Below are 16,774 nucleotides of genomic sequence, written 5' to 3'. Positions count from 1 at the left end.
TGCTGTGGGACTTAAGCTTGAGCAACCTGCAAGTGGAGTCCATTCAGAGCATTTTCCGAACCACTATCTTCCCTGGCGAAATAAGTACCCTGAATGGTCCGATGGACCATGGCGAGATCTCTCTGGGCCTGATCCAGATATTCATGGAGCAGGTCCGGGCGGAGGTCACTCAATTTCAGTTGATCGAGGCGCCGTCGGGCCCTACGAACGGCTTCTGCAGGGGTTCCGGCATTGGGCAGATAGGCTAATGCCACTTCCATTTCTCCCAGGCAATATTTCATGCTGCGCGGGAACTTGCCGTCCTTGAGCAGATAGTCTACTACCTGATTGCTGCGCACTTGCACGGAAATATGGCGACGATACATTTCAAAGGCACTGAGTGACTTCAGAACCCCGATCCACAAGCTGCTGCCCGCTGTTTTCTGCAGGCCCTGATCCTGGGGTAAAATCACAGCGCTGGTGACATCGACAATGCGCGTGGTCATATCCGCCCGTTCCATATTGCGTCCCAGCTTGATGAACTGGTAAACGTTATCCTGACTCATGCTGCTGATCAGCAAGCCTACCAGGGCGTGGCGTCGGGCAATGACTTCGTTGAGAAAGGCGTAACGGGCGTGGCGGCTATCTGCTCCGGAAACGGCCTGATCGCGGACGTACAGAAACAGGGTGTTGAGGCGTTCCCAGAACTCGCCAGGCAGTAAGTCGCGAAACGTCCGGCAGTTTTCCCGAGCCTGATGAATGGCAGCCATGACCGAATTCGGATTGCGCTCGTCGGCAATCAAAAAACGCATGATGCGGTTTTCTTCGGGGGCACCATAAAGCTCTGCGTATAGCGTCGCGTCACCGGTGACCTGCAACAGGATATCCCAGCCAAAATAAGCTCCAGGGGGCAGATCCAGCAGCATCAGGGTGGTGGCATTAATCAGACGGGCTACGTCTTCCGTGCGCTCCAGGTAGCGCGCCATCCAGTACAGATTTTCAGCTACTCGGGAAAGCATGGTGCCTCCTCATCAACAATCCAGGTGTCTTTGCTGCCGCCACCCTGTGAGCTATTCACTACCAGTGAGCCCGGCTGCATCGCCACCCGGGTCAATCCCCCAGTGGTTACATACAGTTTATCCGCCTGCAAAATAAAGGGACGCAGGTCGAGATGCCGCGCCTCCAGATGATCATCTACCAGTGTGGGTGCGGTGGAGATATTCAGGGTTGGCTGGGCAATGTAGTTGCGTGGGTTGGCCTGGATCAGTTCGGCAAAACGGTCGCGTTCAGCCTGACTGGCCCTGGGCCCGATCAGCATGCCATAACCCCCGGACTCGTTGGCCGGTTTAACCACTAGTTCGGCCAGATGACTGAGGACATAATCCCGATCTGCATCGCGCATGCACAAATAAGTCGGGACATTGGGAATAATGGGTTCAGCATCCAGATAGTAACGAATAATTTCCGGAACAAAGGCGTAAACGACCTTGTCATCGGCTACTCCGGCACCGGGCGCGTTAGCAATGGCCACATTCCCGCGCCGCCAGGCGCGGAGTAGTCCGGGGATGCCAAGTACGGAATCCGGAAAAAATACTTCAGGGTCCAGGTAGTCATCATCAATACGGCGGTAGATGACATCGACGCGTTGTAATCCGGAAATGGTGCGTAAATAAACAATATCTTCCTTACTGACATAAAAATCCGGCCCCTCAGCAAGATAAGCGCCCATCTGCTGGGCTAGATAACTATGTTCGAAGTAAGCGGAATTGTATATGCCGGGGGTAAGTACTGCGAGCACGGGCTTTTCTTCCGGGCGCGGAGACAAGGCCGCCAGGGTTTCGTACAGGCGATTGGGGTAGTCGTCGACGGGTCGGATAATGGATGACTTGAACAATTCCGGGAAAAGCCGCTTCATGATCTGGCGGTTTTCAAGCATGTAAGAAACGCCCGAAGGTACCCGGAGGTTATCTTCCAGCACATAAATGGTGCCGTCGGCATCGCGCACCAGATCACTTCCGCAGATGTGTGCCCAGACTCCGAAGGGGGGACGAATACCCCGACAGGCATCCCGAAAATTGCGCGAACCTTCCAGCACTTCGCCCGGAAAAACGCCATCAGCAACAATGCGCTGATCATTGTAAAGGTCATCAATGAACAGGTTGAGTGCCTGCAGGCGCTGTTTGAGTCCCTCTTCAATACGCGTCCATTCGCTGCTGGAAAGAATTCTCGGGATAATGTCAAAAGGCCAGGCACGATCAATATTGCCAGCTTCACTATATACGGTAAAAGTGATTCCCATGGCGAGAATGGAGGTATCTGCAGCCTGACGACGCGCCTGCAACTCGCTGCTGTCCAGAGTGTTCAGATAATTGAACAGGGGGGCAGCCGCCCGGCGCGGTCGGGCATTTTCATCCACCAGTTCGTCATGGGTAATCTGCTGTTGATAATGGGTTCTGAGCCAGTCCATCTGCTTTGTCTCCTCGTCGCAAGATTCTCGCCCATGCTTCTGTGTTGAAGCTGCTTGGGTATTATCGCGTTCAACTCAAATAATGATGCAAAGCTCGTGCCAGTCAGGCTGATTACCTATATGAAAGATGAGTGGAATTTGCTCCAGTAGCTTGGTTGCACGAAGGCTTTATCTAAAGCGGCTTGCCAAAATGTCGGTGAACCGATTGTACCATATTGGTGCGATATGCACCAATATGGTGCGTTACGACTGGCTTTCCCTTATAGCGGCGGCAGAGCCGTCGGAGTTTCCCAGTCAAAAGGCGGAAGACCGTCCAATGCCTGCAAGAGTCCCTGACTCCAGCGTTCACCAAGATTCCGATAAAAACGATCTTCTTCGGTCAGCGAAAGATAGCGGCCCATCTGCAGTGAATTGGTTTCATAGATGAGTAACTCAACCGGCGGGCCGACCGTAACATTGCTACGCATGGTGGAATTCATAGAAACCAGCGCGCAGCGGGCGGTGGCTTCCAGGGACAGTTCCGGTTTGATCACGCGGTCGAGTATGGGTTTGCCATATTTGATTTCGCCGATTTGTAAAAAGGGGTGATCAGCTGATTCGTGAATGTAGTTTCCCTGAGGATAAATCATGTAGGTGACAGGCACTTCGCTGCCGATCTGACCACCCAAAATGAAAGTGGCTTCAAAATTGGTGTTGGCCGTATCACGACAGACCTGATTACGCTGGATTTCGGCGTTAATCAGGCCAATGTAATCTGCAGCTTCTGCCATGCTGGAAAGGTTCAGCAGATGGATTTCGGCATTTTGGTCCATATCCTGCTGCAGGCGTTTGACGACTCCCTGAGTGGTGGCCAGATTGCCGGCTGAAAGCAGACAGAGAAAGCGATCACCGGGCCAACAAAAATTATGCATTTTTGAGTAAATACTGACATTGTCCGTGCCTGCATTGGTGCGGGAATCAGAACAGAAAACCAGCCCCCCGGAAACGTGGGCAGTGAGGCAGTAAGTCATGAATTATCCCTGTAGGCATGCAGCATTGTGTAGTTATAGTCGCTGATATTTTGGTGTTTTGGAAGCCTGTTCACCATGAGCATGATTTACCGGCGTTGTGGTGGTCAGAGGTTGTGCACTATTATGGTGCGGTCGGTGCACTATCCGGGTTGCGTCCGTTGCTCTGGATGATGGGCGGTCATTTTGATTGGAGACTTCGCTGTTACTGACTAGAGCTGGTACCCATCTGAAGAGTTGTATGCGTACGCAGGGCAATTTCCAGGCTGCCAGAGATTGGTTTGGTGTGCTTTTTGCTTGGTTAAATTTATGAAGGCGCCTCCAGAGGCGGTTACCCACTTGGAGCTTGCATGGTGCAGCGCAAAATCACAAAAACAGCATTGACGGAAAACGCGGTGCTGGATGCCCTGGAGTCAGCGGTAATGACTCTGGACGCCCAAAACAAGCTGCGTTTCATGAATCCGGCGGCAGAAAATCTCCTGCGCATCAGTCAGCATCAGGCACGCGGCCAAACCGTTGCAGCCTTATGCAGTATTGTCGGAGAAGATCGTTTTGCTGCGCTGTTTGCCGATGCCACCGATTTGAATGGGACCATACTGCGTCGCGCCTTGCCGTTGCAGCTTCATGATGGCAGCCATGCGGTGGTGGATCTGGTGGTGACGCCTTTGGCCGATGGCCATCTGATTATCGAAATGCGACCGATGGAACTACCCGCACGGCATGCAGAAGAAGAAATGCAGGATCGGATTTACGGAGCAGCTCAGGAAATGCTACGCGGCCTTGCCCATGAAATCAAAAATCCTCTGGGTGGATTGCGCGGCGCTACCCAACTTCTTGAGAGAGAATTGCAACGTCCTGAATTGAAAGATTATACCCGGGTCATACTCCATGAAGTCGACCGTCTGCATCATCTGGTGGATCGTTTACAGGGACCACGCAGTCGCCCGATTTTTGCCAACGTCAATATTCATCAGGTGCTGGAGCATGTACGGCGTCTCCTCCAGACCGAACTGCCCACAGGTATTGCGTTGCGTTTCGATTATGACCTTTCCATTCCGGAAGTTTATGCGGATCAGGAGCAACTGGTGCAGGTTTTCCTCAATTTGCTGCGTAATGCCCAGCAGGCGCTGGATCGCCACGGCACCATCCTAATTCGGACCCGGGTGGATCGCTATGTCACCTTGCTCCACCAGAAATTTCGCCTCGCCCTACGAGTAGATATTGTCGATAGCGGTCCAGGGATTGCTGAGGATCTTTTGCCCCGCATTTTTCTGCCCCTGGTGACCAGTCGTGCGGCAGGCATGGGGATGGGGCTGGCTATTGCCCAGGGTCTGGTGCGCGGACATGGTGGCGTCGTGCACTGTCATTCCCGACCGGGGGAAACCATTTTTTCGGTCTCCCTGCCCCTTGGCCAACATCGTGAGGAGCCGCAATGAAACAGGTCTGGATTATTGACGATGATCCCTCTATTCGCTGGGTACTGGAAAAAGCTCTGGCTCAGGCGGAAATTCCTTCCCGGAGTTTTGCCGATGCTGACAGTGCCTTGCGGGCGTTGGGCCGTGATCAACCCAATGCCATTGTCACGGACTTACGCATGCCCGGTCTGGACGGTCTGGCTTTTCTGAGGGAAGTGCAGGCGCGTTGGCCCAAGCTCCCGGTTATTGTCATGACGGCCCATTCGGACCTCGATAATGCCGTTTCGGCTTTCCAAAGTGGGGCTTTTGAGTATTTACCCAAACCCTTTGATATGGACGAGGCCATCAATCTGGTTCGCCGCGCTTTGGGCAGTCAGGAAGAACCGACAGCCAGTAGCCAGACGGAGGATGTGGACCCGGCGGAAATGATTGGTGAAGCGCCAGCAATGCAGGAGGTGTTTCGAGCGATCGGACGCTTGTCCCGATCACAGATCAATGTGCTCATTACCGGTGAGTCAGGAGCAGGCAAAGAGCTGGTGGCCAGCGCCCTGCATCGTCACAGTCCACGGGCCAGAGGGCCTTTTATTGCGATCAATACCGCCGCTATTCCCGCCGAACTGCTGGAATCCGAACTGTTCGGGCATGAAAAGGGCGCATTTACCGGAGCGGTACAAACCCGCCAGGGGCGTTTTGAGCAAGCCTCCGGGGGTACCCTGTTTCTGGATGAAATAGGAGATATGCCGGCTGCTTTGCAAACCCGCCTGCTGCGGGTACTCTCGGATGGTACTTTTTACCGGGTGGGGGGGCATGCCCCTTTGCGTGCTGATGTGCGGGTGCTTGCAGCCACCCACCAGAATCTGGAAGCCAAGGTCCGCGACGGCAGTTTTCGCGAAGATCTCTACCATCGTCTGAATGTCATCCATATTCACTTGCCGCCGCTGCGCGAGCGCCGCGAAGATATTCCGAGGCTGGCGCGGCATTTCCTGCGCCGCAGTGCAGATCAGCTGGATGTCGAGCGCAAGCTGCTGAGCCCGGCTGCCGAAATGGCTTTCACCGAATGGCACTGGCCGGGCAATGTCCGGCAACTTGAGAATGTTTGTCGCTGGGTTACGGTCATGGCTCCTACCAGTGAGGTGCAGATCACTGATTTGCCTCCGGAGATGAGCGTAGCGGCGCCGCTAGCGGAACTGACAGAGGCACCGATCCTCCAGGATTGGCGGCTGCAACTGGGGACACTGGTGCGCCAACGCCTGGCCAGCGGAGAAGAATCCCTGCTCGATAAAATTCAGCCCCAGTTTGAGCGTTGTATGCTGGAAGCAGCACTCCAGCATACCCGTGGTCACAAGCAGGATGCCGCCCAGAAATTGGGTTGGGGACGTAATACCCTGACCCGCAAGCTGAAAGAACTGGGTATTGAAGATCACTAAAAATATTCTTGCAAATTCTGGCCCTTAGACTAATTGCACTGGAACATGCGGGGTAAGAGCATGTTTGAAAGCACGGTCGTGGGGTTGAGGTGTTTATGCAAGGCTTGATGATATTCCTGGAAGTGGTTGTTGTACTGCTATTGTTGGTAGAAGTGTTTATTCGCTTGCGCGCCCGGCGGCGACGTTTGCAGAATCGCGCTGCGACGGCTTCGCCAGATCTTTCCAGGGATGCCTCTGCTCTACCAGTCAAGACTGTTCCCGCTCCCCCGCGTGAAGTCACAGCCATTCCTGAAGCTGAAAAAGTGACAGCGACCACGCAGGAAGCGCTCAGCATCGATGACTTACTCAATGAGGCGAATATTTATCTGGAATACGGGCATCATGCGCAGGCGGCAACGGTATTACGTTGGTATGTCGATCTGAATCCTCATGAAACCCGGGTGATTAATCAGCTACTGGACACCTATATTGCCATGGCTGATATGGACAGTTATGCGGATTTGCTGGAAAGTCTGGGCGAAAAATCTGCCAAGGTTCCCATGGATGAAACCTGGTGGCGGGAGCGGGTGGAACACGGCTTGCAGCAGGATCCCGGCAATCTCGAACTTCTGGTGCTGGCCGAAAAGGTGGGAATGACTGTTCCCATGCCGCAGGAACAAGGCGGTGAGGCCGCGATGACCGCAGAAATGGCCCTTGCGCTGGTTGCCCGCAATCGTGACCCGCATTATGGCATGGCCATATTGTGGCGAGCGATTGCCCATGAGCCACTGCGTTTGCCGCTCTATGCCGAGTTACTGCGTATTACCCACCAGCAGCATCTTCTTGAGGAATACATCAACGCTTTGATTTTGCTCTTCCTGACGGTAGGTAGTGGCGGGAAAACGCTGCGAGAACGGATGTTGCGGGCAGGTCAGGATCTTGGGCCGCACCCCTTATGGGATGTGCTGGCAGAGTGGGAGGGTGATCCTGAAGAATTGCGACAGCTGGCCCGTTCCCGACAGCTGGAAATTCCCAAGTCTCTCCCAGATGCCTGAGCCGTTGGGCAGGAATCGTGCTTGACAAGCCATTGTCGCCCTCACCACAATCCCCTGCGGCCGCAAGCTTGGCACTTTCTGGTGTAAAGTGGTGCCGATGCCAATAAACAGGGAGCAGCAAGGTATGGATCTGGAGTCGGTTAACCAACTGGTGCGGTCGGATATGTTGGCTGTAAATCAGGTGATTCAGGAGCAACTGCGTTCCGGAGTGCCGACCATCCCCGCGATGGGCACCTATTTGATTAATGCTGGTGGAAAACGACTGCGTCCTATCGTCCTGCTCCTGGCCGCGCGCATGGGTGGAGAACACAGCGCGCGACCAATTCCCCTGGCGGCAGTGGTGGAATTTATTCATACGGCGACGCTCTTGCATGATGACGTGGTGGATGGATCTGAGTTGCGCCGCAATAATGCCACTGCCAATCAGCTGTGGGGCAATGCGGCGGCGGTTTTGGTGGGTGATTTTCTCTATGCCCGCTCCTTTGAAATGATGGTGGCAGACGGGGATATGCGTATTTTGGCGACCATGGCCGAGGCAACCAGTGTCATTGCCCAGGGAGAAGTAGCACAACTGGAAAACGCGCACGACCCGGATTTGAGTGTAGCGTCTTATTTTTCGGTCATTGAAGCCAAAACCGCCAAATTGTTTGAGGCTGCCATGCGTATTGGTGCCTTGATCAACCATCTGGATCAGCAGGCCGAAACAGCACTGGCAAAATACGGTTCGTTACTCGGGATTGCTTTTCAGTTGATGGATGATGCCCTGGATTATTCCACCTCTGCCGAAAAAATGGGTAAAAACCGGGGAGATGATCTGGCTGATGGCAAGGCGACCTTACCCTACATTCACGCCATGCAGCATGCTACTCCCTCTGAGCAGGCCATTTTACGTGCGGCTTTGGATGGCGAAAACCCGGCCGATTTTGCAGCGGTCTGGGAAATCATTGCCAGAACAGAAGCTATTGATTACACTTTGCGCGTCGCGGCAGAAAAGGCTGAACAAGCCATTGCTTGTTTATCCAGCTTTCCCGATGGTCCGGAAAAGTCAGCTTTGACATTTCTGGCCGGGTTCGCGGTGCAGCGTGACTTTTAGGTAGTAGCATCGGGGCGTGGCTCAGCCTGGTAGAGCGCCGCCTTCGGGAGGCGGATGTCGGAGGTTCGAATCCTCTCGCCCCGACCAAATTGTGGAAAAGGCCCGCTTCGTCGGGCCTTTTTGGTGTTTTTATGGCGTTCCAAAAAATTGCGGCTCGAAGCAGGCAGGGATTTTGTGGATGTTTAAATGGTTGTTACTGGCAGGGTTTCTGGGTCTGTTGTTTTATTTCTGGCGACAAAAACAGCGAATACCCAAAAAACATCCTGAAGTGGAGTCCCTGGTTCGCTGCTCCGTTTGCGGCCGCCATATATCCGTCCACTCCGCCATGATAAGTGCTAAAGGCCATTATCGTTGTACCCTACATGCGGGAGATCCGGATTGACTATCAGCAGTTATTCCTCGGGGACGAAAACCTCCGGGCAAGTGATTTCATTCCGGGCGGGTTTATACGCCGTTTTGGCCTTGGTGATTTACGGCCTTTCCTGGTATTACAACGGTCAGCTGATTCCGTTGCTCGCTGCTGGAAGTATTGTGTTGATGATCTGGGGGGCTATCGTCTGGTGGCCATGCCTGCGCGCCGGCTTGATCTGGCCACGCGGTTTTCTGCCCATATTCATGTTGTTATGGTTTGTCTGGTTTGGTTTGACCTTGTTCTGGAGCGGATCTCCCTACAGCAGCTGGTTTTACTTTTGGGTGCTGGGTGCGCTGCCGTTGACCTTTCTGGTAGCCATCATGATCCCGGAGCCAGTGGCTGAACAATTCTGGGTCTGGTTCTGGCGCGGGATTTTAATCAGCGCCTGGATTTTGAGTGCCATGGCACTCTGGCAATATTATCAGGGGATGGCCACCAATATTATTCTGGCCAATTTACGGCCTTTTGGCCCCTTGCTGGATACTAACAGTTTTGCAGCCTGGCTGAATTTGCTTTTTTTTCCTGTTCTTGCCTTGTATTTTGTCAAAGATGGCCGACGCCAGGTGTCCTTTCTGCGCGGTGGTGTTCATCTGGAGGCTTTTTTCTATCTTTTGACCTTGGCGGTATTGCTCCTGGCATTTTTCTCGACCAGCAGTCGGGGAGGGCTTCTGGCCTGGGTCTGCACCATGCCTTTTGCGGTCTGGGGATTATGGCGTCAGCCTGCAGCACGGTCGCGTTTTCTTGTTGTTGCGGCTTTAGTCATCATAGCCTTTTTACTGATGGACTACGCGCATGGTTATGATCTGATCGGGCACCTTTCCCCCGGATACATTACCAGCAATATTACTACGGTATCGCGCAAGCTAATGTGGATTGCGACCTGGCATATGTATCTCAGTCATCCCTGGTTGGGTACCGGGATCGGCAGCTACTTTTTGAATTATCCGGCTTACCGGCTGCCAGGCGAACTGGCATCAGCAGGTACTTATGCACACAACGATTATCTGGAGTATCTGGCCGAGGGTGGACTGATCAATCTGGGCTTCCTGCTGAGTTTTGCCGGGATTTTGATGTACGCCATGTATCGTCTTTTATATCGGGCGGGGAAAGCCCTGCAGATTAGTGATGAACAGCGTCTGACAGCGCTCGGCTTGGTGTTGGGTGTGTTTGCCATCACCGGTCACGCTTTGGGGAATTTCATTTTTTATAATCTGCCTCTGAGTGTACTGGCAGGGCTTTTCATGGCGCGTGCCTGGCGGATTTATGGCACTTCCGAAAATACCCAACCCTTGCTGCCAAAAATTGGCATCAATCATGGGTTCATAGCTCAGATTGTTTTGTTACTAGGCATAGTCGTCGCCTCCTGGAATTTACTGGCAGATGCGGCGACTTATGCTTTTCTCAGTGATAATACCTGGCTGAATTCTGTTATCAAAAATCCCCGGCAACGCGCTACGTTACTGTTGAAGGTCGCAGACACGTTGACTTCATTGCGTCCCTTGGCAACCCAACCCCACGTTTACCTTGCCAATACTTATCTGACATTGGCGGAACGCGATACCCGGATGAACAGCGCAAGTCGTCGTTCTTTGGTCCAGGCGGCATTGCATCAATATCAACAAAGCCTGATAGGAATTCCCCAACAATCCGGCGTGCTCAATTCTATTGGAACACTCTATCTTACTCAGGGGAAATTACTGGGTCTGGATGCCACACAAAGACAACGCCAGACGCTGCTGGCCTGGCGTCGAGGCCTGGCTATTGATCCTGAAAGCATCAGTCTCCGTAACCAGATTGCCCAACTGGCTTATGCCGATCAGGGCGATGTAAAAGGCGGTTTGACCTTTTTGCGGGCAGGATTAGCGCGACCGCTTTTCCCTTATCCCCGTTCGGAACTTTTGCTGGATATTGCGCTGATGCAATGGCGTGCAGATGAAAAAACGGATGCGGACAAAACCCTGCTGCGTCTTTTGCATGAAAACCCGGCTTATGAGCCTGCCGTTTCGTGGTTGCAGTCCATTCATCGTCAGGCCGAACTGCATTCCGGGGATAGATGACTGCAGAACGCCCAAAGTCGAATCGCATTTTGCCCCGTTGGCGGGCTGTGCTCATTCTGGCGATCATCTTCGTCGGTTTTGTCGTTGTGCTGACCCGGGACACGGATTTGCAATGGTGGCAGGATCATACCCTGCGTGATCAGGGGCGCATGCGTTATATGCAGGATCGTCCTCTTCCTGCTGATCGCGGCGTGATTTATGCCGGTAATGGTACGGCACTGGCAGTCAATGTCCCTGCTGTCACCATCTGGACAGACCCGCGAATTTTTAATCAATACCGGAAGGATTGGGATAAGGTCGCTGCTGCCTTGAATTTAAGCCCACAGGTGTTGGCGGAACGTGTGCAATCCGGTGGTTCCGGGTTTGCCTATATTTTGCGTCAGGGCGAGCCGCAGATGGGCAAGGCTTTGAACGCCCTCCATGTACCGGGAATTTACGTGCAGGCAACCAGTCGCACTTACTATCCACTAGGCGCTGTAACTACGCCTCTGCTGGGCTTGGTACATCTGGATCACCATGGTGCTGCCGGTCTGGAAAGGGGCTATGACCAATGGCTGGCGGGCCATTCCGGCACGGAAAAAGTATTGGTGGACGGGCAAGGTGAAGTACTGCGGGTGCTGGGTGCCCGTCATGCACCCATACCCGGTCATGATCTGCATTTGACCATTAATCCCCAGATTCAGTACTGGGCATACATGACCCTGCTGGCTGCCCAGAAGCACTTTGGGGCAACAGAAGGCTCTGCAGTGGTCATGAACGTCGAAAATGGACAGATTCTAGCCATGGCCAGCGTACCCTCCTGCAACCCCAACTCCCGAAGTGGTTGCGGCAATCCTGCCGATTACGTCAACAACGCCGTGCATCAGGCTTTTGAACCGGGTTCTGTGATGAAACCCTTTATGGTGGCAGCAGCACTGAAAACCGGCAGTATCCAGCCGGACCAAAGCTTTAATGTTTCGCACTGTTTGCCGGTCGGTGGGTTTTGTATTCGTGATGATGTGGTGCATCATGAATTGAATGTGGCACATATTCTTAAATATTCCAGTGACATCGGGGCGGCTAAAATTGCGCTGCGGACGCCTGCCCAAGCCATTTATGACATGTATCGGGCTGCGGGTTTCGGGAAGGAACCGGATCTGGGCTTTGCCGGCGCTACTGGCGGCGTCCTGCCACAGCCTCAGACCTGGGATAAAGCCCGCCATGCCACCATTGCGCTGGGTTATGGCGTTTCGGTGACGACCCTGCAGCTCGCCGAAGGTTATGCCGCCATTGCCAACGGTGGTTATCATGTGGCACCGACCCTGATAGCGGGCCAGCCGGTGCAAAAACAGCGCATCATGCCGGCAAATATTGCCGCACATTTGCGCCACTGGCTTGAGGGTGTGTGTGCAGCCAACGGGACCGGCATTTTGGCTGCCATTCCCGGTTATGCGGTGGCTGGCAAAACCGGAACCGCCAATATGGCCAATGGTAAGGACGGGTTTCAAAAAAACAAGACCAATGCGACCTTCGTGGGATTTGCCCCCGGCTTTGCTCCAAAACTGGTCATGGCCGTGACCATGCGCGGCAGCACGCGGTACTGGAACTTCGGCGGCGTTGAATCGGCACCGGTGTTTCGGGTTACCATGCGCCATGCGCTGCAAGAATTGAATATTTCTCCACGCTGGTGTGGTGGCAAGGCTTGTGCTTCCAAGAATAAAGGCATTACTGCTACCCAGGCGGAAATATGGGCAGAAGGAGGCGGAAATTGAGTCGAACCGATAAATGGGTCGCCAGCATTTTGGCGCTGGGTATTGCAGGCTTGTTGCTGGGTGTTCTCGCCTTGGCCGCTGTTTCGCGCATCCCGGTAGCCCATATTTATGTGAATGCCGCCGGTGCCCGAAATATTATTGTGGCCGGACACCGAGCCGTAGCCGCACCGGATTGGCCGGGCGCCTATCGAGTAACCCCGCGTTTTACCAATCCGGCTTTCTGGTCTGATGCGACCCTCTACTTTCGGCAGGGCAAGGTGGTGACTATCCCGCGTCAGGACATCAAACTCTGGGTGTACCGTGGTTAAAGCAGACCCCATGACTGCGGCTCTGAAGGCCCTGCTGCAAGGCGCTATCGCCGTTGTTCTGGTGCTTCTGGCAGTTTTGTTGTTGCTGGCACTGGATGGTCTTTTATTGATTCCCGGATTGATGTTGGCTTACACATTGATGGGTCTTCCCTGGCACTGGCCCGGTATTTTGCCGGACCCCCTGAATCCCCCCGGCCCCTGGATCAGTATGGCCGTCGGGGTGATTGCTACCCTGGTCCCGGCTGTCGTGGATGGGATCGTCCTGCACTTTGTCCTGCGCAAATAAAATAATTTCTGGTTAAGCGTTGCTGCTGGCAGCGGCTTTGGCTTCCAGCAGCTCCCAGCGTGAATAAGTCTGCTGCAACTTTTTGGCGAGTTGGTCTGACTGCAGTTGGAGCGCTTTCAGTTTTTCGGGGTTCTGGTAGGTTTCCGGTAAAGCCAGAGTTGCTGCCAAATCTTCCTGTTCCTGCTCCATAGCTTCTATTTGGGCAGGTAAAGCAACCAACTCCTGACTTTCCTTGTAACTGAGCGTAGTTTTTTTGCTGTTTTCCCGCTTGCCGGATGTTTTGCCCGTAGAGATTTCGGCATTCTTGCTGGCAGCACGCTGGATTTCTGTCTGCCAGCGTAACCAGTCTTCATAGCCGCCAGCATTCTGGGTAAGCTGGCCGTTTTCACCGAAGGCAATGACCTGGGTGACTACGTTGTCAAGAAAGTCCCGGTCATGAGAAACCAGAAACAGGGTGCCCGTATAATTTTGGAGACGCTCTTCCAGCACTTCAAGGGTTTCCAGATCCAGGTCATTGGTCGGTTCGTCGAGCACCAGAATATTGGCGGGGCGGGCAAACAAGCGGGCCAGTAGCAGGCGCGCCCGTTCGCCGCCCGACAGCGCCTTGATTAACCCCCGGGCGCGACTGGGCGGAAACAGGAAATCCTGCAAATATCCCAGAACGTGGCGCCGCTCCCCATTGATCTCAATGAAATCATTACCATCTGCAATGGCATCCACCACCCGGCTTTCCGGATCAAGCGTCGCCCGCATCTGATCAAAATAGGCGACTTCCTGTTTGGTACCGCGCCGGATCTGGCCTTGCTGGGCTTCCAGTTCGCCGAGAATCAGGCGCAGCAAAGTGGTTTTGCCGGCTCCGTTGGGGCCGATAATGCCGACCCGGTCACCGCGCTCAATGCGCGTCGAAAAATTACGGATGATGGGGCGCTCTTCATAGTGGAAGGACACCTGTTCCAATTCCGCGATCAAGGCCCCGGAGCGTTCCGCCGTGCTGATCTGCAGGCTCGCCTGCCCCTGCTGCTGGCGACGGCTGGCGCGCTCCTCGCGCAGGCTTTCCAGGCGACGCAAACGGCCCTGGTTGCGTTTGGCGCGCGCCTTTACCCCCTGACGCAACCAGGCTTCTTCCTCGGCGAGTTGCCCTTCCAGACGATTATCTGCCGCAGCCTCGGCCGCCAGTACTTCCGCTTTGCGTGCCTGATATTCGGCAAAGCTGCCCGGAAAGCTGCGTAAAATGCCGCGATCCAGTTCGACAATACGGGTAGCCAGGCGGTCCAGAAAGCGCCGGTCATGGGTGATGAATACTAGGGTGCCGCGATAGCGCAGCAGGGACTGTTCCAGAGCAAGAATGGCCGGTAAATCCAGGTGGTTGGTGGGCTCGTCAAAAAACAGAATATCCGGTTCGGAAACCAGTGCAGCAGCAATGGCTACGCGCTTGCGCTGCCCTCCTGACAAAGCAGAAACCACACCTTCCGCTGGCAGGCCCAGACTATCGCGCAGGGCTTCCGCTTTATAGTCGATTTGCCAGACATCATGATGGTCCGCCAGGGCATGGGCCTGCGCGTCTCCCGCCTCGGCATTTTGCAGCTGCCGCCAGGCGGGGTGTCCGGATTTGATAGCGGTGAGCAGATCGTGATCGGCGGCCAGTTCGGGCTCCTGGGCCAGATAACTACGGCTAAGTCCCGGCGCTACCCAAAGATTTCCGGCATCCAGCCTGCAAAGACCGGCAAGTGCTTGCAGGAGGGTCGATTTACCTTCGCCATTGCGACCAATCAGACCAATGCGTTCACCGGCTTCAAGATTCAGATCCGCATGGTCCAGTAAGGCGCGGCCTCCCCACTCCACCTGCCCCGCTTCCAGCCGCAGAATAGACATAGCCCCAATCTCCCATGTGTTTTCATTCAGAAGGAAGGTAGGGTACGGGGCGGGCTCTGGCGGCGCAAGCCGTCATTGCGGAAAGATGTTGGTTTAGCTCAGCAGACGCAGGGTCAGGGGATAACGGTAGCCTTCACCGCTACTCGATTTCAGGGCAGCGATAATGCAAAAAACCAGATTGAAGAGAAAAACCAGGGGAAAAATAAAAATCCCGATGAGTAAGGCGCTGAGCACGCTGGCGACAATATATGCGAGGAGAATGGTGATCTGAAAATTCAGGGCTTCTTTGCTCTCGGTGATGAGCCATTGATTGCCGCCATCCTTCTTGATCAGGTACACAATCAGCGCGGGTAAAAAACCGAATAAAATGCCTCCGGCCTGGATTAATGCCATGATGTTGCGATCTTCCTTGTTGTCAGTTGTTACCAAGCTGCCTGTTTCCATGATAAAGCCCCCTTACAAAATGAGTGGTCCAGCTATTTGATGGTGCGTGATTGTATGATGCTGTTTTTTTATCATACTGATTATCATCATGAAGTGGAATATGCTTGTGCGGCATGGGCTACAAATTATATTTGCCAGCACAGCGTCCGACCCTTAGCATAAGGCGATGTCAGAGATTTTTAATGCAGAGCAGCGGCGGTTTCTGAAACTCCTGGGTTTGGCGGTACCAGGGGAGAGTCCTGTTCTGCCCCCGCTAAAAAACCAAGCCGTATCTGTCCCGGCGCAAGCAGACGCCAAGGCAAAAATCCCGGAATCCTTAGCAAACTCTCTGGAGGCCCCAGAGGGTATCAGTACCTTGCGCGCAGCCGCAGGTCTTCTCAGTGCCCCACCCAAAGCAGCGGGCGTAGCGCAGCCAGTAGCCCCGGAACCGCAGCCAAAAATACTGGTTGAACCGGAAGCGGCGGCGTCATTGTCTGATCTGCCTGCACCCGGCGAATCTGCCGAACCGCAACGACTTCAGCAGATCAGCGCGAGTGAATGGCGTGATTTGCAAATCATGGTGCATAACTGTCGGGCTTGTTCGTTGGGCGAAACCCGCCAGCATGCGGTTTTCGGAGCCGGTAACCCCAGAGGTTCCTGGCTTTTTGTAGGAGAAGCACCGGGTGCCGAAGAAGACCGGCGCGGCGAAGCTTTTGTCGGTCGCGGCGGGCAGTTGCTCGATAACATGCTGAAAGCCATGGGCCTGACCCGCCAGCAGGATGTCTATATTGCCAATGTGCTCAAATGCCGTCCGCCCAACAATCGTGATCCTCTGGGTCCAGAGGTACAGTCCTGCCTGCCTTTTTTGCAGCGTCAGATTGCCCTGCTGCAGCCCCGAATCATCGTTGCCCTGGGGCGCTTTGCTGCCCAGAGTCTGCTGCAGGTCACCACACCTATCGGCCAGTTACGCGGGCAAACCCATCAGTACCAGAATATTCCATTGATTGTTACCTACCACCCGGCCTATTTACTCCGCAGTCCTCTGGAAAAGCGCAAGGCCTGGGAGGATTTGCAGATGGCGGTGCAGGTGTACTCAGCGCAATCATTGCCTGAATTATTCCAGTGAAACTATAGTGGCTCCAGATTTGAGACAGTAGTGTTGGGTCAAACACCGATAGCAGTAAGAAATAATCGCGTGCCATGGAAGGTAATCCCGTGCTAACCAACTTGCCAAAATAAACCA

Annotated in this window: 14 protein-coding genes, 1 tRNA gene and 2 pseudogenes; 10 read left to right on the top strand and 7 right to left on the bottom strand. The window is 54.2% G+C overall.

What is annotated here, in order from left to right:
- Nucleotides 1–11 precede the first annotated feature (11 nt).
- The 3 genes from BLW97_RS12890 to BLW97_RS12880 all read right to left on the bottom strand — a co-directional run bounded on the left by BLW97_RS12890 (nt 12) and on the right by BLW97_RS12880 (nt 3,456).
- Nucleotides 12–998, bottom strand: coding sequence for an alpha-E domain-containing protein (locus BLW97_RS12890; protein ID WP_075323357.1), 987 nt, complete (start codon nt 996–998; stop codon nt 12–14).
- Nucleotides 983–2,446 carry a circularly permuted type 2 ATP-grasp protein gene (locus BLW97_RS12885; protein WP_075323356.1) on the bottom strand — a complete coding sequence of 488 codons (1,464 nt, stop codon included), beginning with the start codon at nt 2,444–2,446 and terminating at the stop codon, nt 983–985. Before BLW97_RS12885 ends, BLW97_RS12890 begins: the two co-directional genes overlap by 16 nt.
- A 260-nt stretch (nt 2,447–2,706) precedes the next feature.
- Nucleotides 2,707–3,456 (bottom strand): proteasome-type protease, encoded by a 750-nt coding sequence (locus BLW97_RS12880; RefSeq protein ID WP_010639297.1) that lies wholly within the window; start codon nt 3,454–3,456, stop codon nt 2,707–2,709.
- 347 nt (nt 3,457–3,803) lie between these two features.
- Here BLW97_RS12880 and glnL point away from each other — a divergent pair, with 347 nt between their 5' ends.
- The 9 genes from glnL (at nt 3,804) to BLW97_RS12830 (ending at nt 13,236) form a co-directional block, all read left to right on the top strand.
- Nucleotides 3,804–4,889: a nitrogen regulation protein NR(II) gene (gene glnL, locus BLW97_RS12875; protein WP_075323355.1), complete on the top strand. Its 1,086-nt coding sequence runs from the start codon at nt 3,804–3,806 to the stop codon at nt 4,887–4,889.
- The gene (gene ntrC / locus BLW97_RS12870; protein WP_075323354.1) at nt 4,886–6,295 is read left to right on the top strand and encodes a nitrogen regulation protein NR(I); all 1,410 of its coding nucleotides are present in this window, start codon (nt 4,886–4,888) and stop codon (nt 6,293–6,295) included. Before glnL ends, ntrC begins: the two co-directional genes overlap by 4 nt.
- A gap of 95 nt (nt 6,296–6,390) precedes the next feature.
- Nucleotides 6,391–7,329, top strand: coding sequence for a tetratricopeptide repeat protein (locus BLW97_RS12865; protein ID WP_024893118.1), 939 nt, complete (start codon nt 6,391–6,393; stop codon nt 7,327–7,329).
- A gap of 124 nt (nt 7,330–7,453) precedes the next feature.
- Entirely contained in the window at nt 7,454–8,422 is a 969-nt protein-coding gene (locus BLW97_RS12860; RefSeq protein WP_010639305.1) for a polyprenyl synthetase family protein, read from the top strand.
- Between the two features lie 10 nt (nt 8,423–8,432).
- A tRNA-Pro gene (locus tag BLW97_RS12855) sits at nt 8,433–8,509 on the top strand.
- A 291-nt stretch (nt 8,510–8,800) separates the two neighbouring features.
- Entirely contained in the window at nt 8,801–10,891 is a 2,091-nt protein-coding gene (locus BLW97_RS12845) for an O-antigen ligase family protein (protein WP_077218416.1), read from the top strand.
- Complete coding sequence (locus tag BLW97_RS12840; protein WP_010639311.1) at nt 10,888–12,642, top strand: peptidoglycan D,D-transpeptidase FtsI family protein; 1,755 nt, start codon at nt 10,888–10,890, stop codon at nt 12,640–12,642. The genes BLW97_RS12845 and BLW97_RS12840 overlap by 4 nt, the downstream gene beginning before the upstream one ends.
- Nucleotides 12,639–12,950 carry a hypothetical protein gene (locus BLW97_RS12835; RefSeq protein WP_075323353.1) on the top strand — a complete coding sequence of 104 codons (312 nt, stop codon included), beginning with the start codon at nt 12,639–12,641 and terminating at the stop codon, nt 12,948–12,950. The genes BLW97_RS12840 and BLW97_RS12835 overlap by 4 nt, the downstream gene beginning before the upstream one ends.
- Before the next feature lie 10 nt (nt 12,951–12,960).
- A complete protein-coding gene (locus BLW97_RS12830) occupies nt 12,961–13,236 on the top strand; it encodes a hypothetical protein (RefSeq protein ID WP_075323352.1) in 276 nt (91 codons plus the stop codon).
- 12 nt (nt 13,237–13,248) lie between these two features.
- Here the strand turns inward: BLW97_RS12830 and BLW97_RS20460 are convergent, their stop codons facing one another.
- The 4 genes and pseudogenes from BLW97_RS20460 to BLW97_RS12820 form a co-directional block, all read right to left on the bottom strand.
- Entirely contained in the window at nt 13,249–13,725 is a 477-nt protein-coding gene (locus BLW97_RS20460; protein ID WP_423230374.1) for an ATP-binding cassette domain-containing protein, read from the bottom strand.
- Nucleotides 13,726–13,761: 36 nt separating this feature from the next.
- A pseudogene (locus BLW97_RS20455) lies at nt 13,762–14,238 on the bottom strand (ATP-binding cassette domain-containing protein); the annotation flags it as partial.
- Nucleotides 14,239–14,268: 30 nt separating this feature from the next.
- Nucleotides 14,269–15,108: pseudogene (locus tag BLW97_RS20450) on the bottom strand (ATP-binding cassette domain-containing protein); the annotation flags it as partial.
- Nucleotides 15,109–15,201: 93 nt separating this feature from the next.
- Nucleotides 15,202–15,552, bottom strand: coding sequence for a DUF4870 domain-containing protein (locus BLW97_RS12820; protein ID WP_075323350.1), 351 nt, complete (start codon nt 15,550–15,552; stop codon nt 15,202–15,204).
- A 166-nt stretch (nt 15,553–15,718) separates the two neighbouring features.
- Here BLW97_RS12820 and BLW97_RS12815 point away from each other — a divergent pair, with 166 nt between their 5' ends.
- On the top strand, nt 15,719–16,657 hold the full coding sequence (locus BLW97_RS12815; RefSeq protein WP_075323349.1) for a uracil-DNA glycosylase: 939 nt from the start codon (nt 15,719–15,721) through the stop codon (nt 16,655–16,657).
- Nucleotides 16,658–16,774 lie beyond the last annotated feature (117 nt).

Origin of the sequence: Acidithiobacillus albertensis, from assembly GCF_001931655.1 — a bacterium.
GTDB lineage: Bacteria > Pseudomonadota > Gammaproteobacteria > Acidithiobacillales > Acidithiobacillaceae > Acidithiobacillus > Acidithiobacillus thiooxidans.
Note: the sequence above shows the minus strand (reverse complement) of the source record. Positions and strands in the feature narration are given on the sequence as shown.

Bases quoted from the DNA above. Each gene is read 5' to 3' on its own strand.
- BLW97_RS12880 (WP_010639297.1), bottom strand. From the start codon at position 3,456: ATGACTTACTGCCTCACTGCCCACGTTTCCGGGGGGCTGGTTTTCTGT.
- BLW97_RS12885 (WP_075323356.1), bottom strand. From the start codon at position 2,446: ATGGACTGGCTCAGAACCCATTATCAACAGCAGATTACCCATGACGAA.
- BLW97_RS12815 (WP_075323349.1), top strand. From the start codon at position 15,719: ATGTCAGAGATTTTTAATGCAGAGCAGCGGCGGTTTCTGAAACTCCTG.
- glnL (WP_075323355.1), top strand. From the start codon at position 3,804: ATGGTGCAGCGCAAAATCACAAAAACAGCATTGACGGAAAACGCGGTG.
- ntrC (WP_075323354.1), top strand. From the start codon at position 4,886: ATGAAACAGGTCTGGATTATTGACGATGATCCCTCTATTCGCTGGGTA.
- BLW97_RS12860 (WP_010639305.1), top strand. From the start codon at position 7,454: ATGGATCTGGAGTCGGTTAACCAACTGGTGCGGTCGGATATGTTGGCT.
- BLW97_RS12840 (WP_010639311.1), top strand. From the start codon at position 10,888: ATGACTGCAGAACGCCCAAAGTCGAATCGCATTTTGCCCCGTTGGCGG.
- BLW97_RS12830 (WP_075323352.1), top strand. From the start codon at position 12,961: ATGACTGCGGCTCTGAAGGCCCTGCTGCAAGGCGCTATCGCCGTTGTT.
- BLW97_RS12820 (WP_075323350.1), bottom strand. From the start codon at position 15,552: ATGGAAACAGGCAGCTTGGTAACAACTGACAACAAGGAAGATCGCAAC.
- BLW97_RS12890 (WP_075323357.1), bottom strand. From the start codon at position 998: ATGCTTTCCCGAGTAGCTGAAAATCTGTACTGGATGGCGCGCTACCTG.
- BLW97_RS12865 (WP_024893118.1), top strand. From the start codon at position 6,391: ATGCAAGGCTTGATGATATTCCTGGAAGTGGTTGTTGTACTGCTATTG.